The sequence below is a fragment of the Luedemannella flava genome (assembly GCF_039528515.1).
Lineage (GTDB): Bacteria > Actinomycetota > Actinomycetes > Mycobacteriales > Micromonosporaceae > Luedemannella > Luedemannella flava.
In genome coordinates this window covers 1-20253 of sequence record NZ_BAAALT010000247.1, presented here as the reverse complement: position 1 = coordinate 20253, position 20253 = coordinate 1, and the positions used below count along the sequence as shown (strand labels likewise).

The 20253-nt window shown below is 72.0% G+C and carries 20 protein-coding genes; 12 read left to right on the top strand and 8 right to left on the bottom strand.

Features of this window, described 5'->3' with window-relative positions; genetic code table 11:
• Positions 1 to 11: 11 nt before the first annotated feature.
• Positions 12 to 467: an RrF2 family transcriptional regulator gene (locus ABD211_RS28240; protein ID WP_344138411.1), complete on the top strand. Its 456-nt coding sequence runs from the start codon at positions 12 to 14 to the stop codon at positions 465 to 467.
• 3 nt (positions 468 to 470) lie between these two features.
• Here the strand turns inward: ABD211_RS28240 and ABD211_RS28235 are convergent, their stop codons facing one another.
• The 5 genes from ABD211_RS28235 to ABD211_RS28215 form a co-directional block, all read right to left on the bottom strand.
• On the bottom strand, positions 471 to 1460 hold the full coding sequence (locus ABD211_RS28235) for a sulfate/molybdate ABC transporter ATP-binding protein (protein ID WP_344138409.1): 990 nt from the start codon (positions 1458 to 1460) through the stop codon (positions 471 to 473).
• Positions 1457 to 2281 (bottom strand): sulfate ABC transporter permease, encoded by an 825-nt coding sequence (locus tag ABD211_RS28230; protein WP_344138407.1) that lies wholly within the window; start codon positions 2279 to 2281, stop codon positions 1457 to 1459. Before ABD211_RS28230 ends, ABD211_RS28235 begins: the two co-directional genes overlap by 4 nt.
• Complete coding sequence (cysT, locus tag ABD211_RS28225; RefSeq protein ID WP_344138405.1) at positions 2274 to 3122, bottom strand: sulfate ABC transporter permease subunit CysT; 849 nt, start codon at positions 3120 to 3122, stop codon at positions 2274 to 2276. Before cysT ends, ABD211_RS28230 begins: the two co-directional genes overlap by 8 nt.
• A gap of 4 nt (positions 3123 to 3126) precedes the next feature.
• Positions 3127 to 4149 (bottom strand): sulfate ABC transporter substrate-binding protein, encoded by a 1023-nt coding sequence (locus ABD211_RS28220; RefSeq protein ID WP_344138403.1) that lies wholly within the window; start codon positions 4147 to 4149, stop codon positions 3127 to 3129.
• A gap of 409 nt (positions 4150 to 4558) precedes the next feature.
• Positions 4559 to 6031, bottom strand: coding sequence for a pyridoxal-dependent decarboxylase (locus tag ABD211_RS28215; RefSeq protein ID WP_344138401.1), 1473 nt, complete (start codon positions 6029 to 6031; stop codon positions 4559 to 4561).
• A gap of 172 nt (positions 6032 to 6203) precedes the next feature.
• On the opposite strand from ABD211_RS28215, the gene ABD211_RS28210 reads away from it, so the two are divergent.
• The 5 genes from ABD211_RS28210 (at position 6204) to ABD211_RS28190 (ending at position 11981) form a co-directional block, all read left to right on the top strand.
• Positions 6204 to 7184 (top strand): FAD-dependent oxidoreductase, encoded by a 981-nt coding sequence (locus tag ABD211_RS28210; RefSeq protein WP_344138398.1) that lies wholly within the window; start codon positions 6204 to 6206, stop codon positions 7182 to 7184.
• Positions 7185 to 7346: 162 nt separating this feature from the next.
• A complete protein-coding gene (locus tag ABD211_RS28205; RefSeq protein ID WP_344138396.1) occupies positions 7347 to 8162 on the top strand; it encodes an SCO2525 family SAM-dependent methyltransferase in 816 nt (271 codons plus the stop codon).
• A gap of 12 nt (positions 8163 to 8174) precedes the next feature.
• On the top strand, positions 8175 to 10061 hold the full coding sequence (locus tag ABD211_RS28200; protein ID WP_344138394.1) for an SCO2524 family protein: 1887 nt from the start codon (positions 8175 to 8177) through the stop codon (positions 10059 to 10061).
• Between the two features lie 10 nt (positions 10062 to 10071).
• Complete coding sequence (locus ABD211_RS28195; RefSeq protein WP_344138392.1) at positions 10072 to 10995, top strand: SCO2523 family variant P-loop protein; 924 nt, start codon at positions 10072 to 10074, stop codon at positions 10993 to 10995.
• Positions 10992 to 11981, top strand: a complete 990-nt coding sequence (locus tag ABD211_RS28190; protein ID WP_344138390.1) for an SCO2522 family protein — start codon at positions 10992 to 10994, stop codon at positions 11979 to 11981. Before ABD211_RS28195 ends, ABD211_RS28190 begins: the two co-directional genes overlap by 4 nt.
• A 2-nt stretch (positions 11982 to 11983) precedes the next feature.
• On the opposite strand, the gene ABD211_RS28185 is transcribed toward ABD211_RS28190, so the two are convergent.
• Together ABD211_RS28185 and ABD211_RS28180 are read right to left on the bottom strand one after the other, a co-directional pair.
• Entirely contained in the window at positions 11984 to 12862 is an 879-nt protein-coding gene (locus ABD211_RS28185) for a hypothetical protein (protein ID WP_344138388.1), read from the bottom strand.
• Positions 12852 to 13838, bottom strand: a complete 987-nt coding sequence (locus ABD211_RS28180; RefSeq protein WP_344138386.1) for an SCO2521 family protein — start codon at positions 13836 to 13838, stop codon at positions 12852 to 12854. The genes ABD211_RS28185 and ABD211_RS28180 overlap by 11 nt, the downstream gene beginning before the upstream one ends.
• A 171-nt stretch (positions 13839 to 14009) precedes the next feature.
• On the opposite strand from ABD211_RS28180, the gene ABD211_RS28175 reads away from it, so the two are divergent.
• The 3 genes from ABD211_RS28175 to ABD211_RS28165 are packed head-to-tail and all read left to right on the top strand — an operon-like array spanning position 14010 to position 16161.
• The gene (locus ABD211_RS28175; RefSeq protein ID WP_344138384.1) at positions 14010 to 14699 is read left to right on the top strand and encodes a class I SAM-dependent methyltransferase; all 690 of its coding nucleotides are present in this window, start codon (positions 14010 to 14012) and stop codon (positions 14697 to 14699) included.
• Between the two features lie 2 nt (positions 14700 to 14701).
• The gene (locus ABD211_RS28170) at positions 14702 to 15346 is read left to right on the top strand and encodes a nucleoside/nucleotide kinase family protein (protein ID WP_344138447.1); all 645 of its coding nucleotides are present in this window, start codon (positions 14702 to 14704) and stop codon (positions 15344 to 15346) included.
• Entirely contained in the window at positions 15343 to 16161 is an 819-nt protein-coding gene (locus ABD211_RS28165; RefSeq protein WP_344138382.1) for an SGNH/GDSL hydrolase family protein, read from the top strand. Before ABD211_RS28170 ends, ABD211_RS28165 begins: the two co-directional genes overlap by 4 nt.
• Positions 16162 to 16225: 64 nt before the next feature.
• Here ABD211_RS28165 and ABD211_RS28160 read toward each other — a convergent pair whose 3' ends face one another.
• A complete protein-coding gene (locus tag ABD211_RS28160) occupies positions 16226 to 17122 on the bottom strand; it encodes a pectate lyase family protein (RefSeq protein ID WP_425560548.1) in 897 nt (298 codons plus the stop codon).
• A gap of 684 nt (positions 17123 to 17806) precedes the next feature.
• Between ABD211_RS28160 and ABD211_RS28155 the strand changes: the two genes are divergently transcribed.
• The 3 genes from ABD211_RS28155 (at position 17807) to ABD211_RS28145 (ending at position 20019) form a co-directional block, all read left to right on the top strand.
• Positions 17807 to 18739 carry an NADP-dependent oxidoreductase gene (locus ABD211_RS28155; protein ID WP_344138378.1) on the top strand — a complete coding sequence of 311 codons (933 nt, stop codon included), beginning with the start codon at positions 17807 to 17809 and terminating at the stop codon, positions 18737 to 18739.
• Between the two features lie 103 nt (positions 18740 to 18842).
• Positions 18843 to 19607, top strand: a complete 765-nt coding sequence (locus ABD211_RS28150) for an ATP-binding protein (protein ID WP_344138376.1) — start codon at positions 18843 to 18845, stop codon at positions 19605 to 19607.
• 46 nt (positions 19608 to 19653) lie between these two features.
• Positions 19654 to 20019, top strand: coding sequence for an STAS domain-containing protein (locus tag ABD211_RS28145; protein ID WP_344138374.1), 366 nt, complete (start codon positions 19654 to 19656; stop codon positions 20017 to 20019).
• The last annotated feature ends 234 nt before the right edge of the window (positions 20020 to 20253 follow it).

The following is a 20253-nucleotide window of genomic DNA, read 5'->3' as shown; positions in this document are numbered from 1 at the left end:
TAATCCTCCGTATGCGCCTGTCAGCCCGGGTCGATTACGCCCTCCGTGCCGTCTGTGAGCTCGCCGCCGCGGGGGAGGGCGCGGGGCCGGTGACCTCGGAGCGGCTCGCCACGGCGCAGAGCATCCCGCCGAAATTCCTGGAGAGCATCCTGCTCCAGTTGCGCCGGGGCGGCGTGGTCAACGCCCAGCGCGGCCCGGAGGGCGGCTACTGGCTGGCCCGGCAGGCGGGCGAGATCGCCCTGGCCGACATCATCCGGATCATCGACGGCCCGCTCGCGCACGTGCGCGGCCAGCGCCCCGAGGAGCTGGGGTACGGCGGCTCCGCCCGGGCGCTGCAGGACGTCTGGATCGCCCTGCGCGCCAGCGAGCGGGAGATCCTGGAGCTGGTGACGATCGCCGACGTGGTCGCGGACGAGCTCCCCGAGCGCGTCCGCGACCTCATCTCCGACCCGACCGCCTGGGTCTGACTCCTACGCCGCGGCGCCGACCCGGGGCTTGGGCACGACGACCGTCGTGTTGATCCCCTCCGGCACCCGGACGTGCACCGTGTCGCCCACCCCGACGCCCAACGGGACGAACTGGGCGCGGGTGAGCGACACCAGGATCACCTGCTCGCCGGCGGTCACCTCGACCCGGATCTCGAAGCCGACCCGGGTGACCCGGCTGATCTGGCCGCTCACCGCGTCGGGGTCCGGGTCGCCGGTGTCCAGCTCCAGGTCGTGCGGGCGGACGAGCCGGTCGCCGACCTGGGTGACCGGGCCGAGGAAGCGCATGACGAAGTCGTTGGCCGGCTGGTCGTAGAGCTCGTCGGGGCTGCCGATCTGCTCGATGCGGCCGTCGTTGATGACCACGATCTCGTCGGCGACCTCCAGGGCCTCCTCCTGGTCGTGGGTGACGAAGATGGTCGTCACGTGCACCTCGTCGTGCAGCCGGCGCAGCCAGTCGCGCAGCTCCTTGCGCACCTTGGCGTCCAGCGCGCCGAACGGCTCGTCGAGCAGCAGCACCGTCGGCTCGACGGCCAGCGCCCGGGCGAGCGCCATGCGTTGGCGCTGGCCGCCGGAGAGCTGGGCGGGCAGCCGGTCGGCGAACTGCTCCAGGTGCACCAGGGCCAGCAGCTCCTGCACGCGGGCGCGGATCTCCTCCTTGGGCCGCTTGCGGATCTCCAGGCCGAAAGCCACGTTGCGCGCCACCGACAGGTGCTTGAACGCGGCGTAGTGCTGGAAGACGAAACCGACGTTGCGCTTCTGCGGCGTCAGGTGGGTGGCGTCCACGCCCTCGATCTCCACCCGCCCGCTGTCGGCGCTCTCCAGGCCGGCGATGATGCGCAGCAGGGTCGACTTGCCGCCGCCGGAGGGGCCGAGCAGCGCCGTGAGCCGACCGGCGGGGATGGACAGCGACACGTCGTCGAGCGCGACGAACGTGCCGAACCGCTTCGTGACGTTCTCGATCTCGATGCTCAACGGTCTTCCTTCGGGCGGATGACGGACACGATGATGACGGCGGCCACCGCCACCAGGGTGAGCAGGAACGCGATGGCGTACGCGCTGTCGGTGTTGAAGTTCTGGTACAGCTCCTCGACCGCGAGGGTGGCGGTGCGGGTCTCGCCGAGCACGTTGCCGGAGACGACCTTGACGGCCCCGAACTCGCCCAACGACCGGGCGAGGCTCAGCACGACCCCGTAGACGACGCCCCACTTGATCGCCGGCAGGGTGATGCGCCAGAACGTCTGCGCCGCGTTGGCCCCGAGGCTGCGCGCGGCCTGTTCCTGCTCGTCGCCGATCTCCTCCAGCACCGGCACGACCTCCCGGATGACCAGCGGCAGCGCGACGAAGGTCGTCGCCATGACGATGCCCGGGGTGGCGAAGATGATCTGGAAGCCGGCGTCCTCGAGGGCCGGCCCGAACCAGCCGGTGCGCCCGCCGTAGACCAGCACGAGGGAGAAGCCGACCACGATGGGGGACACCGAGAGCGGCATGTCCAACAGGGCGCTGAGCAGCCGCTTGCCGGGGAACCGGTAGCGCACCAGCAGCAGCGAGATGCCGACGCCGAACACGGTGTTGATGACCACGGAGATGAGCGCGACCTGCACGCTCAGGCTCAGCGCGTGGGTCAGGTCCGGGTCGTCGAAGATGCCGGTCAGGCTGTCCATCCCGTCGGCGAACGCGTTGCGCGCCACCAGCGTCACCGGCCAGGCGACGAGCAGCACCAGGTACGCCACGACGACCAGCCGCAGGACATAGCGCGTGGGACGGGCCCGGGCGGGCGTGCGGGGCTCAGCCACGGCGCACCATCCTCCGCTGCAGGACGTCGAGGGTCACGATGACGACCAGCGAGATCGCCAGCAGCACGGTCGCCACGGCGGCCGCGCTGTCGAGGTTGTCGTTCTCGATGCTGGACAGGATGCGCACCGAGGTGACCTCTGTACGCATGGGCAGGTTGCCCGACAGCAGCACGAGCGAGCCGTACTCGCCGACGGCGCGGGCGAACGAGAGTGCCGCGCCCGCCGCGATCGCGGGGGTGAGGCTCGGCAGGATGATCCGCCGGAAGATGGTGAGCCGGCTGGCGCCGAGCGAGGCCGCGGCCTCCTCGGCGTCGCGGTCCAGTTCGGCGAGCACCGGCTGCACGGTCCGCACGACGAAGGGCAGCGTGACGAAGAGGAAGGCGAGGAACACGGAGGCGCGGGTGTTCGCGACGTTCACGCCGAACGGACTCTCCGGCCCGTACAGCGAGAGCAGCACGAGGCCCGCGATGATGGTCGGCAGCGCGAACGGGATGTCGATGAGCACCTCGAGGGCGCGCTTGCCGAAGAAGTTGTCGCGCACGAGCACCCACGCGATCAGCGTGCCCATGACCACGTTGACGAGCGTCACCAGAAACGCGAAGCCGACCGTCAGCCTGATTGCCGCGGCCGTCTGCTCGTTGGTGACCGTTTGCCAGAAGTTGGACCAGCCCCCGCCCGCCGAGGTGACGACCACCGCGGCGAGCGGAATGAGCACCAGCAGGCTGAACCACAGCATGGCGATGCCAAGTCCCAGGCCCGAGGCCCGGGTAAGGGGGAGACCCGCCCGGACCGACCGGCGGTTGCCCGCCGGCCGGTCCGTGGCGACCGTCGTCGTGGACACGACCCTACTTAGCCTTCCCGGAGGCGGCAATGATCTTGACGATGAGGCCGTCCTTCTCGTCGAAGTACTTCTTCGACAGGGCGGACCAGCTCTCGAAGTCGGTGGCGACCGTGAGCAGCTTGGCGGGCTTGGGGAACGGGTTCGCGGCGTCCGGCACGCCCTTGATGCCCGTCGTGTCGACGCCGTCGATGATAGGACGGAAGCCCTTCAGCGCGAACTGACGCTGCCCGTCCCTGCTGAGGACAAAGTCGATCCACTCCTTGGCCTTCGGGTTGGCGTCCTTGAGGATGGCGCCCGGGTTCTCGATCAGGATCGTCGTGTCCGGGTAGACCCACTCCAGCTCCTGGCCGTTCTGCACCGCCAGGATGGCCTCGTTCTCGTACGCCAGCAGTACGTCGCCGGTGCCGCCGAGGAAGCTGGTGGTGGCCTCGCGGCCGCTGCCCGGCAGCGACACCACGTTCGCGAACAGCTTCGTCAGGTAATCCGAGGCCTGGGCCTCGGTGCCGCCGTTGGCGCTGATGTGACCCCACGCGGCGAGCGCGTTCCAGCGCGCGGCGCCCGACGAGGCGGGGTTCGGGGTGACAATGCCGATGCCCGGCTTGATCAGGTCGTCCCAGGACCTGATGCCCTTGGGGTTGCCCTTGCGGACGGCGAACACCACGACCGAGGAGGAGACGATGCCCTTGGTCGGGCCGGCGTTCCAGCCCGCGTCGACCAGGCCGGCGTCGACCAGGCGGGTGACGTCACTGCTCACCGAGAAGTGCACGTAGTCGGCCTTGAGGCCGTTGACCACCGCGCGGCTCTGGTCGCCCGAGGCGCCGTACGAGGTCTTGAACTTCACGCCCTTGCCGGCGTCCGTCTTGTTCCACTCCGCGGCGATCGCCTTGTTCGCCGCCTCGGGGACCGCGAAGCCGACGATGTTGAGGGTGACGTCCGAGCTGCCCGACGGCGTGTCGTTGCCGCCGCAGGCGGTCAGCGCCAGACCGGCGGCGAGGGTGAGGGCTATGGCTCTGATCCGGGTCTTCATGTGAGGGACCTGTCCTTCTTCAGGCGCGCGCGGGGGTCACGACGACGCCGTTGGCAATCAGTTCGGTGGTCTTACGCCGGTCCAGTTCTGGACTACGGCCACGGACGGCTGTGTCACGGCGGTGCGCGGGTCGAGGGGGATGGCCCGTATCGCGGTTAGCGGAGCTGACCGTCGACCCGCGACGTACAGCACTTGGCCCGAAGGTTCATCGTCCGCTCCCGGTATTTCCGATCGGGTTGATCGGGTTAGTGGGTCAACCGTAAGTGGTCGGGAACCGTCCCGTCAATCGGGACCGCCATCCCATGATTCGCCGGACATCGACAGCCGGAGCCGTGACCAGCGCAAACGAAGGCGCTGGCCTGCGGTGATACGTCCTATCGGTGGATGGCGCGCCGACGTTTCGGCGGCATCACACGGAAGATCCGCCAGCCACGGCGTCGGCCGCCGACCGGATCGCGTCCCACGCCGCGGCGACGTCCGCCGCCGTCGTCCGGGGCGAGCCGACCGCGAGTCGCAGCGCGTACCGCCCCCGCACCCGCGTGTGGCTCAGGTACACCCCGCCGTCCGCGTTGAGCCGCTCGAGCAGCGCCGCGTTGGCCCGGTCCGCGTCGTCGGGTGCGGCGCCGCGCAGCCGGAAAACCACCAGGGCGTACGGGTACGGAGCGACGATCTCGAACCGTTGGTCGGCGCGCACCAGCGCCGCGAAGTCCCGCGCCAGCGCCACGTGCGAGCGGATGTGCGCCCGCAGCCCTTCGGCGCCGTACCAGCGCAGCACGAACCACAGCTTCAGCGCCCGGAACCGCCGGCCCAGCGGCACCTGCCAGTCCCGGTAGTCGATGACCGCGTCGCTGTCGGTCGCCGCGTTGCGCAGGTACTCCGGCAGCACGGACAGCGCCTGGATGAGCCCGGCCCGGTCGGCGACCCAGAACGCGTCGCAGTCGAACCCGGTGAGCAGCCACTTGTGCGGATCGAAGCAGTACGAGTCGGCGTGCTCCAGGCCGACCTGGCCGGCGCGCAGCTCGGGGCACACCGCCGCCGACCCGGCGTACGCCGCGTCGACGTGCAGCCATATCCCGTACTCCCGGGTTATCTCCGCGATCGCGGGCAGTGGGTCGACCGCGGTGGTGGAGGTGGTCCCGACCGTCGCGACGACGAGCGCCGGCACGGCGCCGGCGGCGACGTCGGCGGCGATCCGCTCGCGCAGCCGGTCGGGCCGCATGGCGAGGGTCTCCTCATCCACCTCGATCAGTCGCAGGCCCGCGTCGCCGATGCCGGCCATCCGCGCGGCCTTCTCGATGGACGAGTGGCCCTCGGTGGAGGTGTAGACGGTGTAGCGGCGGCGCGTGCCCTCCGCGCGCCAGTCGCCGCCGCTGGCCCGGTGCAGCGCCGCGAGCGTCGCGACCAGCGTCGCCGACGACGCCGAGTCCTGGATGACGCCGCCGCCCGTGGACCGCGAGCGGAACTTCTCCGGCAGGTCCAGCAGGTCGGCCAGCCAGTCGAGGACGACGGTCTCCACCTCGGTGCAGGCCGGCCCCGTCGCCCACAGCATCCCCTGGACGCCGAGGCCGGCGGCGACCAGGTCGCCCAGCACGCTCGGGCCCGAGGTGTTCGCCGGGAAATAGGCGAAGAACCGGGGATGCTGCCAGTGCGTGAGGCCGGGCGCGATGATCGTGTCCAGGTCGTCGACGAGGGAGGCGAACCCGTCGCCGGTGGCCGGCGGGCCGGCGGGCAGCTTCGCCGCCACCGCGCCGGGCGGGTCGGCGGGCCGCACCCGCCGCTGTGGCAGCGACGTCCAGTAGTCGGCGACCCAGTCGACGAGCTGGTGCCCGTACGTGCGGAACTCGTCAGGCGACATGTGCGGCGGGACAGAAAGATCATCCATGGTGGCAGAGTAGCCGTCCGGCGGGGTGTCCTCCGCCGATCGGACAGGCGTCCCAGGTCCCGGCAGCGGTTTGTCGACAGTGGCGCTGAGCTGCGGATTTGCCCCGTGAACACGGGGTCGGTGCGCGGAGGGGCGGCGCGTCGGGCCGGGCGGAACCGCCTATTGTGTCCCCGTGGTGGACGCACTCGTCATCGGCGCCGGTGTGTGCGGCCTCACGACCGCGGTCGTCCTCGCCGAGCAGGGCGTGGATGTGGTCGTGTGGGCACGCGAGCCGGAGCGCACGGCCTCCTGGGCGGCCGGCGCGATCTGGGGGCCGATCGACTCGCGCCACCCCGAGGTGCCCCGGTGGAGCGCGGTCACCCGGCGGGCGCTGCTCGACCTGGAGGGCCCCGAGGCGGGCATCTGGCAGCTGTACGGCCTGGAGGCCAGCCGGGACAAGGTGGACCTGCCCGACTTCCTGCGCGACGAGACCGGCGAGATCGGCAGCGTGCTGGTGCCGGACATCGAGCGCTTCGACGGGGCGTCGACCGGGCCGTGCCTCAAGGGCTTCGCGGTCGCCTGGCGCTACGCCGCGCCGCTGATCAACATGCCGGTGTATCTGGCGTTCCTGCGCCAGCGGCTGGTCGCGGCCGGTGGCCGGCTGGAGGTGCGCCCGGTCGGTCGGCTGCAGGACGACCTGCCCGGCCGGGTGGTGGTCAACTGTTCCGGCGCCGGCGCGCACGACCTCGTGCCCGACCCGTCCGTCGAGGCCGTGCGTGGACAGCTGGTCGTGGTCGAGAACCCCGGCATCGGGGAGTTCTTCGCCGAGCACGGCGGGCACGAGGTGAACCTGACGTACATCTTCCCGATGAACGCTGAGCAGGTCGTGCTGGGCAGCACCTTCGAGCGGCACAACCGGTGTCCGGAGCCCGACCGCGACATCCGTCAGGGCATCATCGACCGGTGCGTGAGCATCTATCCGCAGCTGGTGGCCGCGCACGTGCTGGACGAGCGGGTCGGGTTCCGGTGCATCCGCGACCGGGTGCGGCTGGAGCACGAGCGGATCGCCGGGCGCGATGTGATCCATAACTATGGACACGGCAGCGGCGGGGTTAGCCTGTCCTGGGGCTGCGCCGCCGATGTCGCGGACCACGTGCGGGCCCTGCTCGGTTGACAGTGGACAATCCCCGCACCTGACGGTTTCGCTGCGTGGGTGTGTCCGGACGGACAGTAGTCACGGGGTTCGTTGATCCAACGGTTCACTGTAGACTCACTCCGGGAGTTGAGCGGCACTGCATCGACATGTCTCGATGCCGAAGGGAGTTCGGTGACCTCTATGCGGCCCTCGACCCCACGCGCCGACCCGGACGCCCACCCTGCCGCCCACGGGCGCAACGACGAGCAGCCGTGGGACCTGTTCGACACCGACTACTACTGGGCGCACAACTACCGCACGCTGCAGGACGTCGACCAGCGGATCCTGCGGTTCATCGGCGAGTTCTTCGACCGGCAGCCGCTGCGCGGCGGCCACGGCATCGACGTCGGCACCGGCGCGAACCTCTATCCCGTGCTGGCGATGCTGCCGCTGTGCCAGGCGGTGACCCTCTGGGAGTGGTCCCGGAAGAACGCGCAGTGGCTGGGTCGCGAGGTCGCGCACTACCGGCCGGAGTGGGATCCGTTCTGGGCCGAGCTCGTCGACCGGCCCTCCTATACCGCCGTCGGCGACCCGCGGCTGGCCGTCGCCGACCGCGCCCACGTGCGCCACGGGCACGTCTTCCACCTGCCCCGGCACACCTGGGACGCGGGCACGATGTTCTTCGTGGCGGAGTCGATGTCCGCGCTGCCGGAGGAGTTCGAGCGGGCGCTGTGCCGGTTCGTGCAGAGCCTCCGCCCCGGCGCGCCGTTCGCCGCGGCCTTCATGGAGGGCTCGGAGGGCTACTCCGTGCCGGTCGTGTTCGACGAGGCGCTGCCGCCGGTGTCCTACCAGTTCCCGGCGGTCCCGGTCGGCGTGGACGACGTCGCCCGGTGCCTTGCCACCGTGGCGCACACTGTGGACATCCAACGCATCGACAGGGGCGACAAGCCCTTGCGCGAGGGCTATACGGGAATGATCGTGGCCGTCGGCACGGCGGGCCCACCCAACGGCGCGTAGGAGGCAGGCACCATGAGGTTGCAGCCCAGGCAGACGCTGCTCGAGATCTGGAAGGCGACGGTGCGCCTGTCGTCCGCGGAGGGCGACAAGAACTGGGTCTTCGGCGGCGTCACCGGCACCAACTCGCTCAGCGACGCCGAGCAGCTGCTCTGCATCCTGCTGCCGGCCACCGCCGTCGGACCGTTCGGCCTGGACCAGCCCAACTCCACGCCGGACGACGTCGTCGGCGCCCTGCGCGGGCTGGGCAACGCGGTCGACATCCCATTGCGGCTGGTGCGGGCGCTGACCCAGTACATGGACCGCTACACCGACGACACGGGCACCCCGGTCTTCTCCGGCCAGGCCTACTTCTCCACCGCGCCCGGGTCACCGCCACCCACGGCCGAGCAGGCGAATATCAACGTCGTCGACTCGTTCACCATGTCCATCGGCCTGACGCTGGCCACCCTGACCTTCTCGCGCGGCTTCCGCTCGTCGCTGCGGCGGCAGGAGCTGATCGACGAGGTCCGGGCGCTGGAGGAGAAGGCCAGCGCCCGGCTCACCGCCGCCATGATCGGCATGCTGCGCAGCTTCACGGTCAACTCCTTCGAGTGGGACTCGCCCGAGGGTCGCACGCTCGTCGACACGGTCAACCAGGCGCGCCTGCCCGCCCGCCAGGTGGCCGACGACCTCTGGCGCTCCCTCGCCGACATCCGGGGCGCGCTGCGCGAGGTCACCATCGGGTTCGACCCGGACAACATCATCGACCTCGACCATCAGCACCGGCTGTTCGAGTGCGGCTGGACGTGGGGGGTCGCCCGGGGTGCGCCGCGCGTCGATACGAACGACCCGGTCGGGGAGCAGGAGCCGGGGATCGCCGAGGCCGCGCCCTATCTGTACTTCTCCGTGGTGGCCCTTAACGGCATCGCGAACCTCTTCACCGAGCGGACCCGCACCCTGGGCCTGCTCAACGCCGAACAGGTCCGCCTCGCCACCGCCCTGCAGCTGCGTTGGGAGATCACCCAGCGGTACTGGTCGACGCTCGCGAGCTTCGGCTCGGGCCGCTGGCCGCTGGAGGACATCCCCTGGCGCACCGCCGACAACGTGGAGTCCGACTACTTCAGTCTCCTGGTGACGGCCATGACCGTGCAGGACCTGCTCGCCCGACGGGCGTCCGACCAGGACCTGCTGCGGGTGGTCGACGTGCTCGACGAGCTCGCCGTCCGTGGCCGGATCACCCGTCGCCCGCTCATCCGGGACCCTTCGCTGACCACGTACCGGCCCGGCGAGCCGCACATCCAGGACCCGGCGCTGAACATGCACTGGCCGGGCGTGCCGATCACGCTGAACGGCAGTGATGTCAACGGCGGCCCGGTGCTCACGTGGCCCTGCACCGACTACACGCCGGTGCTGCTCAAGCGCGTGCTGCAGGTCGCCAACCTGATGAGCGACACGGACCTGCGCGGCCAGTTGCTGACCAAGGCCGACGCCATCTGGGAGAACCTGCTGGAGCGGCGCATCCACGACGGACCCGCCCACGACCTGTGGGACCAGGTCTCCCACGTGTACCCGCAGATCGACCTCGAGGCGAGCAGCCCGTCGTGGTACTACACGGAGCGCGTCGTGGAGTGCGTGCTCGAGGCGTCCACCGTGATCAACGCCGCGACGCTGCGCAACGAGCGCCTCGCGGCCCGCGCGCGCGACCTGCTCAACGAGGCCGAGCAGCTGTTCGACCGGGAGCAGCTCGCCGGCTCGGACAGCAGCGGTCCGCCGCTGCGCGACCTGCTCTACCGGGTGCGGGTCAAGCTGGAACGGGTGCGCGAGATCATCGACGAACGGCCCGGCACCGCGTTCTCGTTGGTCATCACGGTGCTGGAGGATCTGGACCGGTTGGCTGCCGCTCGGTCGAACGTCGACTGAGGGGCGACCGATGATTCTCGTCTTCGCGATCTCCGACAAGGGTGGCACCGGGCGCTCCGTCACCAGCGCGAACATTCTCTACCGGTCGTCTCTGGCGGGGCGCAACGTCTGCTACCTCGACTTCGACTTCGGCTCGCCGACCGCCGGCACCATCCTGCACGTCGACGAGGTGGGGCGGGGCACCAACACCCGCACGGGCCTGCACTCCTACCTGTTGGGCCGGACCGACCAGCCGCACGAGGTGGACGTCTGGAGCGAGACCGACCGGTCCGAGCTGCGCAACTGGCCGCCCAACGCGGGGCGCCTGGTGCTGCTGCCCGGCGACCGCAACGGCGGGGAGTTCGCGGCCAACAGCGACGTGGTCGAGCGGTGCGTGCGGCTGTTCAACAGGCTGAAGGAGGACTACGACGTCTGCCTGGTCGACCTGAGCGCCGGCCGCTCGTATGCCGCCCAGATCGCGTTGGCGGCGACCGCGCACGAGAAGCTGCTGCCGGGGATGACCGCCCGGTGGCTGGTCTTCCACCGGTGGACCCGGCAGCACATCGTGGCCGCGTCGGCGCTCTGGCAGGGCGCGCACGGCATCGTCGACACCGGGCGCCGGCTCGGCCACAACGACCACGTGCTGGCGAACATGGTCCGGTTCGTCCGCACCGCGGTGGTGAACCCGAACTCCGAGCAGGTCAACGTGCTCCGTGCGGCGCAGGTCGCGTTCCTGCTGCGCGCCGACGAGGTGCTGCGCGGGCTGGCCCACCGGGAGGGCGTCGGCACCACCAACGTGCTGGGTCAGGTGCCGCTCGAACCGCTGTTGCAGTGGCGCGAGCAGCTCATCACCGACAGCGACGTCGAGCGGGAGATCGCGAACCCGGAGACGGTGGAGGCCTTCCACGACCTCTCCGTCAACGTCATCGACGACGCCATGTGGGAAGGACTATGACCGCCGCTAACGACGCGACGTCCGTTGAGGTGGTGTTCGAGCAGCGCAGCGCGGAGCGGCACCTGGAGTCGGTGCCGCTCGCCCACGTCTCGGTGGAGCTCGGCCACGTCCATCACGAGGACTTTGAACGCGGCGCCGACCGGCTCAACCGGCACTTCGCGGCCGTGGCGGCGCAGGCGCGCGCCGTCCTCGGCCAGTTCGAGGCGGGCCAGGTGAGCACATGCTTCCTGGTCGACGACTACTTCGCCTCCGGCGACCCGCGGTCGATGATCCGCGACCCGAGCCGGGTCATCCCGGCCCTGCGCGACGCGGCGGCCAGCCACGGCCTGACGATCGACTATGTCGCGCGGGAGTCGGCGTGCGCCAGCTACGCCGACCCGGGCGCGGACGACCGGCCGCCCATCGAGCCCGCCCGGCTGCTGGCCGGCAAGCTCGTGGTCGACCCGCCCCCGGGCACGTACGGGTACCGTCCGCCGCCGCACATCAGCGGCTGGCTGTCCAACGGCCAACGGTCGGGTGCGCCGTCGGAGGCGATGGTGCCCGACACCTGGCAGCCGCCGCGGCAGAGCGGCACGCACCGTCATTCGATCTTCATGGACGTCCAGCTGTGGGACGAGGCCGGCGGGCACCGCACCTGGTCGTGCGCGTTCCTCGCGGCGGTGTGGCAGGCGCTGCGGCTGGGCCTGCTGCGCGACGACGGCCGGCGGGTGGCCGTCGCGCAGGCGTGGGGCGGGGCGCTGCCCCGGGTGTGGTCCGAACTGCCGCCCGTCGTGCAGCTGACGCCCGACCCGCCGCCGTTCTCGGCCGTGCGGACGTGGTCCGTGCTGCCCAGGGGCAACCAGCTCGTGGAGGCCGCCGTGTCCGTCGTGCTGGACCAGCTGAAGGTCGAGTCCCGGGTGGTGTCCGACCTGCAGCGGCAGGCCAAGGCGGCCGGCGCGCAGCTGCCGTCCTCGATCGCCGCGCGCGTCGGGTACGTCTTCTTCTGACGTCACGTGCGCGAGCGCGTGTGCTCCTCGCGGATCACGGCCTGCAGCTGCAGCGCCGCGGTGTGCACCTCGTCCACGCTGCGCACCACCTGGGCCACGTCGCGCACGTACTCCTCCATGCCGGCCAGCGGCAGCTCGACCTCCGCCGCGTTGGCGTCGTAGTCCCAGAACGAGCGCAGCCGCACCGCCCGTTCGATCGCCTCGATCAGCTCGTCGCCGACCACGAGGCCGTCGAGGGACAGGCTCCGCAGCCCGTCGAGGGTCTGCGCCTGCGGCGTCGTCGTCCAGTGCAGGCCGTGCTCGCGCAGCTCCGGGCCGAGCCCGTCGCGCAGCCCGGTCCACTCCGACTCGGCCCGGCTGATGGCGGCGTGACCGGCCACGTCGTCCACGAAGATCTGCGGGATCAGCCGGCGTACCTGCTGCCAGTCGACGAGCAGCTGGTCGAGCGTCGACCCGTTGTCGAACCCGTCCGCACCCGCGAACGCCTGGGGGGTCAGGCGGTCGATGACCTCGGTCAGCTCGTCGAGCTTGTCGGGGTCGTAGGTGATGGCGCTGACGTGGTCGACCATGTCCTCCACCGCCCGGCGCGCCAGCAGCACCAGGTCCTGACGGCGGCGGTGGCGGGCCTCCACGGCGTTGGCCCGCTGCAGGTAGATCAGCGCGACCGGCAGGCCGAACAGCGCGCCCGCCAGCGACGACACCAGGTTCATGACGAACTGCAGATGCTCCCACCAGCGCAGCAGGTCGCCCACGACGCCGAGCGCGGTCATCGCCAGGGCGCCGAGCCACATGGTCAGCGCCAGCCGGCGCATGCGCCAGCTGGCCTGCCCCCACACGGCGCGCAGCCAGGCGCGCTGGCGCCCCGCCTTGTCAGAGGCCATTCTTCGCCGGGTTGATCAGGGCGGCCGCCGCCGCGGTGAACCGGTCCCGGATGCGACTTGCCGAGGCGTCCCACTGCCGGCTGAACCCGGTGTACTGGTCGAGCCCCTGCCACAGGTGGGCCACCCGGCCGTTGTGCCGCACCGACGGCATCCACAGGTGCACGAGGTGGTCCAGGACCGGCCGGAGCCGGTTCGTGGTCAGGCGCGGGTCGGTGGTGGCCCTGGTCCGGTCGACCACCTGCAGCAGGCTGGTCAGCAGCCAGTCGTGCAGGGCCACGTCCTCGCAGAACGCCGCCACCACCGGCAGGTCCTGCTCGCGCACGGTCAGCCGGATGGTGCGCAGCTGGGCGTTCTCCAGGGCGAAGCGGATGTTCAACGCCTCGCCCACCCGGGCGCTCCACCGCACCTGGGTCCGCCCTACCCGCACCGGCGGCTGGCCGTCGAGCAGTGTCGGGTGCGTCGTCTGCACGTGGTCGGCGAGGGCGGCACTGATGGAGCCGAGGTCGACCATCCGCGCCCGCCGCGGGCGGCGGAGGAAGGCGAGCTCGAGCGCGGCGATCTGTTCGGCGCCGGTGCGGCCGGTGAGGTGCGCCATCCCGGGCTGGGACAGGTAGTGCGACCAGGCGCGCCGCTGACCGCTCGGGTGGTGCTGCAGCCGCACCGAGGCCGTGGCCTGCAGGACGTGCCCGCCCGTGACGATGACCCGCGCCCCCGCCGTGCCCACGACGTGCGCGAGCACGGCGCCCGACGCGTCCATCAGGTCGCAGTCCAGGCCCGACAGGATCATGGGCGAGCGGGCGTACTGGATCGGGCGCTCGAAGGTCTGCGCCTGGTGCCCGGGCACGATGCCGAGCAGCTGCCGGGCCTCCGCCGAGGACAGCGCGGTGGAGTGCTGCAGGAGTCCGGTGTGGACCTCGCCGAAGATGGGCAGACGGGCGGCGCGTGACCCGTGGTCAGCCGCAGGAGCTGAGCCCATGCCGTCCTCCCCTCTACCCGCGGGTCGCGTCGACCCGCCAGGCCGCGGCCCTCATTTCATCCCATCGTGCGACAGCCGGGCAACCGAAGAACGTCACTGTTAGCGATGCCACGTTGACGCACCGGCTTGTCGAGCATCCACAATGGTGATCGCGCGAGGGATGATGGGGCCATGACCCCTGAGATCCCGACACCCGACGAACGGGACGAGCTGTCCGCCGTGTACGGCGGGATCGGCTTCCACGCCCGGGACGCGTGGAAGACCGCCGAGGCGGTGTACGACGAGCACACGCTGCGCATCCTCGGGCATCCCGTGATGGAGGACTGGGAGCGGCCGTACATGCGGGTGCTCGCGGGGATCGCGGCCCGCGGCGGCGGGCGGGTGCTGGAGATCGGTTTCGGCATGGGCATCTCGGCCGGCTTCATCGCGGCAACGCCGGGCGTCACCGAGCACCTCATCATCGAGGCGAACCACGACGTGGCCGAGCGGGCGCGGCGGTTCGCGGCGACCGTCGACGGCGTCGACTGCCGGGTCCATGAGGGACTCTGGGAGGAGGTCATCGACCGCGTGCCCGACGGCAGCGTGGACGGCATCCTCTACGACGCGTACCCGCTGGAGGAGTCCGAGGTGATGAACCAGGCCCGGTTCGCCCCCGTCGCGTACCGGAAGCTGCGTCCGGGCGGGACGTTCACGTACTTCTCCGACGAGGCCCGCGACTACCGGCCCGAGCACCTCGCGATGCTGCTGGCGGCCGGCTTCGTCCGGGAGCGGATCGACTCGGAGATCGTCGCGGTGGACCCGCCGGAGGACTGCCAGTACTGGAAGAGCAGCACCCTCCTGGCACCCATACTGGTCAGGTGACGATGCGGTTCCGGCCGATCTCGCCGGACGGGCTCGCCCGCGAGCTCGGCGAGCGGGTCGCCGCGACGGAGCCGGGCCGGTGGCTGCGGGTGGCGGTCGACGGCGCGCCGGCGGCCCGCCCCGAGGACCTGGCGGACGCCGTCGCGGCGAGGGTGCGGCTGCGGGGGCGCGACGTGGTGCGCGTGCGCGCCGCCGACTACCTGCGCCCCGCGTCGCTGCGGTTCGAGCACGGCCGCACCGATCCGGACGCGTACTACTCCGACTGGCTGGACCTGGCCGCGTTGAGCCGCGAGGTGCTCGCTCCGCTGGAGCCCGGCGGGTCCGGCCGGGTGCGGCCCGTGCACTGGGACGCCACGGTCGACCGGGCGAGCCGGGCGGCCCCGGTCCCGGTGGGTCCCGGCGGCGTGGCGCTGGTCAGCGGGGGTCTGCTGCTCGGCGCGGGCCTGGCGTTCGACCTGGTCGTGCATCTGTCGGTGTCGCCGGCCGCGCTCGCCCGGCGTACCCCGGAGGATCTTCTGTGGACGTTGCCGGCGTTCGAGCGCTACGCCGCCGAGGTCGCGCCGGAGCTCATCGCGGACGTGGTGGTCCGGGTGGACGACCCCCGGCACCCGGCCCTCGCGCTGCTCGGCGAGCCGTCGTCCCGATGAGGCGGGACTGGCGCGCGGCGGCGGCCCTGGCGGTCGTCGTGGCCCTGGGCGGCGCCTGCAGCGGCCCCGCACATCCCGCCACCACCACATCAGGGCCGGTGCGCACGGCGGTGCGGATCATGCCGTTGGGCGACTCGATCACGGGGACGCCGGGCTGCTGGCGGGCGTACCTGTGGGACCGGCTGCGCCGGGCCGGCTTCGCCGACGGCAACACCCCGCCGCTGCCGACGGGCACGGCGGCCGCGCCGACGCCCGCCGGCGCCCGGGCGGCGATCGACTTCGTGGGCACGCGCGGCAGGCAGGCCTGCCCGACCGACTACCCGCGCGAGTACCCGCGGCACGACGGCGACAACGAGGGCCACGGCGGCATAACGGCTGAGCGGATGGTGGCCGACAACGCCCTGCCGGGCTGGCTGGAGCGGGCCCGCCCCCGCGTCGTGCTCATGCACCTGGGCACCAACGACGTCTGGCGGGGGCGCACGACGCGGCAGGTCCTGGACGCCTACACCGCGCTGGTGGCGCAGCTGCGGGCGGCCGACCCGGCGATGGTCGTGCTGGTCGCGCAGATCCTGCCGATGGACCCGCCCGACTGCCCGTCCTGCGCCGAGCGGGTGACCGCGCTCAACCGCGCGATCCCGGCGTGGGTGAACGCCACGTCGACGCCCGCCTCGCCGGTGCTCCCGGTGGACCTGTGGACGGGCTTCGACACCGCGAAGGACACCTCGGACGGGGTGCATCCCGTCTGGTCGGGCAACGAGAAGATCGCCGCCCGGTGGTTCGCCGCGCTGGAACCCGTACTGGCGGGCATGTCCTGACGGCCGTGGGGCCGGCGTCCGTGTCGGCGGACGCCGGCCCCACAGGTTGTGCGGGTCGTGCCGCCTACAGCGGCAGCTTGCCCGCGCCCGCCTGCGCGCTGACCAGGCCCGGCACGCTGGCCGTCGGGTCGAGCCCGGTCCGCAGGACCGGCGTCCAGCCCGCGTCGGTGCCGAGCTGGGTGGTGTGCGTCGCGTTGTACGCGTCGAGCAGGTTCACCGGGGTGATCACGCCGGTGCCGACGCGGGCCAGGGTGCCCTTCTCGGTCATCCTCGTGCCGCCCCAGTCGTAGACGAAGGCGTCCAGCGGGATGTCCGCGCTGCGCAGCACGAAGTTGTTCTCCGCGTAGATGGCCGACCCGACGCCCACGCCGAACGCGTAGCCGAAGGCGTCCTCGTCGGTCTGGTAGTAGTAGTTGTTGAAGACGTCGACCTGGCCGAACCGGACGCGCGGCACCCGCTGGCCGAGGTTGGCGAAGCGGTTGTGGTGCAGCGTGACGCGCAGCCGGCCGAGGTCGGCGCCGGGGTTGGTGGTCGGGTCACCGGGGGTGTTGGTCGAGCCGATGAGCATCGTCTTGTCGTGCTCGAAGTAGTTGCTGTACGAGATGGTGACGAGGTCCGACCCGCGGATGATGTCCGAGGTCCCGTCGTGCACCTGGTACGGCCGGCCGAAGTAGACCGGCTGGGTCGAGTCCTGGTTGGCGCCGTCGGTGAACGTGTTGTGGTCCAGCCAGACGTTCGTCGCCCGGGACAGCGTCACGCTGTCGTAGAGCGAGTTCCAGTTTCCGGTCGCGCCGTCGGTCGGGGTCCACGCCGGGAAGCAGTCGCGGGCGTCCTCGAACGCGATGTTGCGGATGATGACGTTGGACACGGACACGCTGGAGCTGCCGACCAGCAGGTTGCCGCCGAGGATCTTGGCGCCCCTGAGACCGATGATGGTCGTGTTCGAGCCGACGTTGACCATCACCCGGGCCCGCTGGTTGGCGGCCGAGCGGACCCGGGCCTCCTCCAGCGGCCCGGTCGGGGTGACCATGCCCCAGGTGGCCGGGTCGTAGGCGGTCAGGTAGCCCTGCAGCGTGTACGCCGGGTCCCAGTAGTTCTCACAGGTCAGCGGGTTGCCCGCGTCGTCCGTGTTGAAATCGACTCTGCCCTTGATGAAAATGATCTTCGGCGTTGCGTTCCTCAGGTTCGTCGTGTTGTCGCCGCCGAGGGCCGCGATGAGCTCCGCGCGGGAGCTGACCGTGAACACGTGGGCGTCGTCGGCGGCGGCACCGCCGGTCGTGCCCGCGCCGGAGGCGGCCCAGCCGTCGTTCGCGGCGAGGACCTGCCGGCCCAGCGCGAGGGCGGCGGGGGTGGGCCCGGCGGCCTGGGCGGCGGCCNGCCTCGGTGGCGGCACTGGCCGGCAGGGTCGCGGCGACCGCCCCGGCCGCGGCCGCGGCGCAAGTGGAGAGGACAGCCACTGTCCGTACGCGCATGCGTAACTCCTGTTCGATGTGGACGGGAACGGGCAGCGCGAGGAAAGCGCATTCCAATAGCCGACCGTCGCACCCGCGTGGGTGTCAGTCAATGCGCGGCGTTTGCAGGTTTGTTGCAGAGATCAACTATCGGCTTGACCTCATGTCCGGTTGAGGTCCTAGCGTCGTTTTCCATGAAGGCTGCGGCGTTGACGGAGTTCGGCGGACCCGAGGTGCTCACCCTGACCGACCTGCCCGACCCGCAGGCCGGTCCGGGCCAGGTCCGCGTCCGGGTGCGGGCCGCCGGGGTGCTGCCCTTCGATCTGGGGGTACGCCAGGGCTGGGCGCCCCCGTCCGTCGACCTCACCTTCCCGGTGGTGCCCGGCAACGAGTTCGCCGGCGTGGTCGACCAGGTCGGCGAGGGCGTCACCGGGGTCGCCGTCGGGGCGGAGGTCCTCGGCTACGGCCTGCTGGGCGGCTACGCCGAGCGCGTCGTCGTGCCCGCCGACCAGGTCGTGGCGAAGCCCCCCGCGCTGCCCTGGGAGGTCGCCGGCGGCCTGTCCGGCAACGGCCAGGGCGCGCACATGGCGCTGGAGGCCGTGCGGGTCGGTCCCGGCGACACCGTGCTCATCCACGCCGCCGCCGGCGGCCTGGGCACCATCGCGGTCCAGCTGGCCCGGGCCTGGGGCGCCACGACGGTCATCGGGACGGCCAGCCCGGCCAACCACGCTTACCTGCGCTCGCTGGGTGCCGTCCCGGTGGCGTACGGGCCCGGCCTGGTCGACCGGGTCCGGGCCGTGGCGCCCGACGGGGTCGACGCCGCCCTCGACGCGGCCGGCCCCGAGGCCCTGTACGCCTCCGCCGAGCTGGTGCGCGACCGCGGCCGGGTGCGCACCATGGTCTCCGACGAGGCCGCGCTCGAGCTGGGCATCCCGGCCCTGACGCCGGCCCGCTCGGGCGCCCGGCTGGCCGACCTGGTGCGCCTGACCCTGCGCGGCGACCTCCGCCTGCACCTGCGGCGCGTGTACCCGCTCCGCGACGCTGCCGACGCGCACCGTGACCTGGCGACCGGGCACGGCCGGGGCAAGATCGTGCTCCGCGTCACGTCGGCGCACGTGCTGGTTTAGCTCCTGGCCGACCGGGCACAGTTAGCGCTGAGTGGGGGTGCGCGGGTCAGTTGGGGACGATCACACGTGTCACACTAGGCTCGGTGCGGCGAAGGGGTGTGTCTTGAGCGGGCTGCGGTACGACGACGGCGAAGGCGACTCCACCGCGACCGCGGCGGCCGCTGAACCCGGCGAGCTGCGCGCCGAGACCGTCCAGACCGAGCCGGTCCCCGTGCTGCTGGTGGCTGGCCGGCTGCGCCGGGGCGACGGCGCGCGCGCCTGCCGGTGGATCACCGACGCGCTGGCCGACAGCCCCGAGGGGCTCGTGGTGGACCTCGGCGACCTCGTCGCCGACCCCGGGGCCGGCGAGTCCCTGCACCCGGTCGCCGTCCAGGCCCGGGCGTGGCCCGGCCGGGCGCTGGCGATGTGCCGCCGGCACGACAGCCTCCGCCCGCCCCAGGTCCCGATCTTCGCGACGACGGAACAGGCCATCGAGCATGTCCACGCCACGCCCTCGGCCCCGCGCCGCTGGCAGGAGCTGGAGGGCTCCCCGGCCGCGTCCGCCGACGCCCGGCGCATGGTCACCCAGGCGTGCGCCGAGTGGCGCCTCGACGGGGTCCTGCCCGCGGCCCAGCTGGTCGTGACCGAGCTGGTGAACAACGCGGTGCTGCACGCGACCGGGCGGTTCCTCGTGGTGGCCACGCTGACCGACCACGGCATGCACGTGTCGGTGCGCGACTCCAACCCCCGGCTGCCGAGGATGCGCCGCGTCGAGGACGTCAGCCCCGAGGGCGGGCAGGGTCTCACCCTGGTGAACGCGTTCGCGACGGCGTGGGGCGCCACGCCGATCGCGGAGGGCAAGGTCGTCTGGGCCGACCTGCGGGAGTGACCCGCTCCCGCATGGCCCGAACAATATTGAGCGGACGGACGGTGGCATGTCTCTGACGATCGGTGTGGACGAGCGGGACAACCTCGCGGTGGTGGCGGTGAACGGTGAGCTCGACCTGGCCACCGCGCCGGACCTGGCCGCCGCGATCGACGGACAGGTCGAGCAGGGCCGCGTGAACGTCGTGCTCGACCTTGCCGACCTGAGCTTCTGCGACTCCGCCGGCCTGCGGGTCTTCGTCCGCTACCGGCGCCAGCTGGACGAGGCCGGCGGGCGGTTCCTCGTCGCCGCGCCGAGCCCGATGGTGCGCCGGGTCCTGGAGATCAGCGGCCTCGCCGAGATGTTCGGCAGCTACGCCACCGTCGAGGAGGGCGTCGCCGCCGCGACGGCCGGCCCGCAGCCCGCGGAGGGCTGACCCCGCTTGACACCGCCCGGCAGACTCGGCCCCGATCGTCCATAGCGGAGCGTGGCCCGAGTCGGTGCCCGGGAGGACCCTGCCGATGTCGCAGCAGAACAACGCCTATCTCGATCAGGTCGTGGCGCGCCAGGCGGCGCTGGAGCAGGACCTGCGCGCCAAGAAGTCAGCGCCCGCGCCGGCGCCGGCGTCGGCCCCACGGCGACGCGGCGCCGGCCCGCAGGCCGAGCCGCC

Excerpts from the sequence above, each read along its gene's own strand:
- ABD211_RS28240 (WP_344138411.1), top strand. The coding sequence starts at position 12 with ATGCGCCTGTCAGCCCGGGTCGATTACGCCCTCCGTGCCGTCTGTGAG.
- ABD211_RS28220 (WP_344138403.1), bottom strand. The coding sequence starts at position 4,149 with ATGAAGACCCGGATCAGAGCCATAGCCCTCACCCTCGCCGCCGGTCTG.
- ABD211_RS28215 (WP_344138401.1), bottom strand. The coding sequence starts at position 6,031 with ATGGATGATCTTTCTGTCCCGCCGCACATGTCGCCTGACGAGTTCCGC.
- ABD211_RS28205 (WP_344138396.1), top strand. The coding sequence starts at position 7,347 with ATGCGGCCCTCGACCCCACGCGCCGACCCGGACGCCCACCCTGCCGCC.
- ABD211_RS28200 (WP_344138394.1), top strand. The coding sequence starts at position 8,175 with ATGAGGTTGCAGCCCAGGCAGACGCTGCTCGAGATCTGGAAGGCGACG.
- ABD211_RS28195 (WP_344138392.1), top strand. The coding sequence starts at position 10,072 with ATGATTCTCGTCTTCGCGATCTCCGACAAGGGTGGCACCGGGCGCTCC.
- ABD211_RS28190 (WP_344138390.1), top strand. The coding sequence starts at position 10,992 with ATGACCGCCGCTAACGACGCGACGTCCGTTGAGGTGGTGTTCGAGCAG.
- ABD211_RS28185 (WP_344138388.1), bottom strand. The coding sequence starts at position 12,862 with ATGGCCTCTGACAAGGCGGGGCGCCAGCGCGCCTGGCTGCGCGCCGTG.
- ABD211_RS28180 (WP_344138386.1), bottom strand. The coding sequence starts at position 13,838 with ATGGGCTCAGCTCCTGCGGCTGACCACGGGTCACGCGCCGCCCGTCTG.
- ABD211_RS28175 (WP_344138384.1), top strand. The coding sequence starts at position 14,010 with ATGACCCCTGAGATCCCGACACCCGACGAACGGGACGAGCTGTCCGCC.
- ABD211_RS28170 (WP_344138447.1), top strand. The coding sequence starts at position 14,702 with ATGCGGTTCCGGCCGATCTCGCCGGACGGGCTCGCCCGCGAGCTCGGC.
- ABD211_RS28165 (WP_344138382.1), top strand. The coding sequence starts at position 15,343 with ATGAGGCGGGACTGGCGCGCGGCGGCGGCCCTGGCGGTCGTCGTGGCC.
- ABD211_RS28160 (WP_425560548.1), bottom strand. The coding sequence starts at position 17,122 with ATGGTCAACGTCGGCTCGAACACGACCATCATCGGTCTCAGGGGCGCC.
- ABD211_RS28155 (WP_344138378.1), top strand. The coding sequence starts at position 17,807 with ATGAAGGCTGCGGCGTTGACGGAGTTCGGCGGACCCGAGGTGCTCACC.
- ABD211_RS28145 (WP_344138374.1), top strand. The coding sequence starts at position 19,654 with ATGTCTCTGACGATCGGTGTGGACGAGCGGGACAACCTCGCGGTGGTG.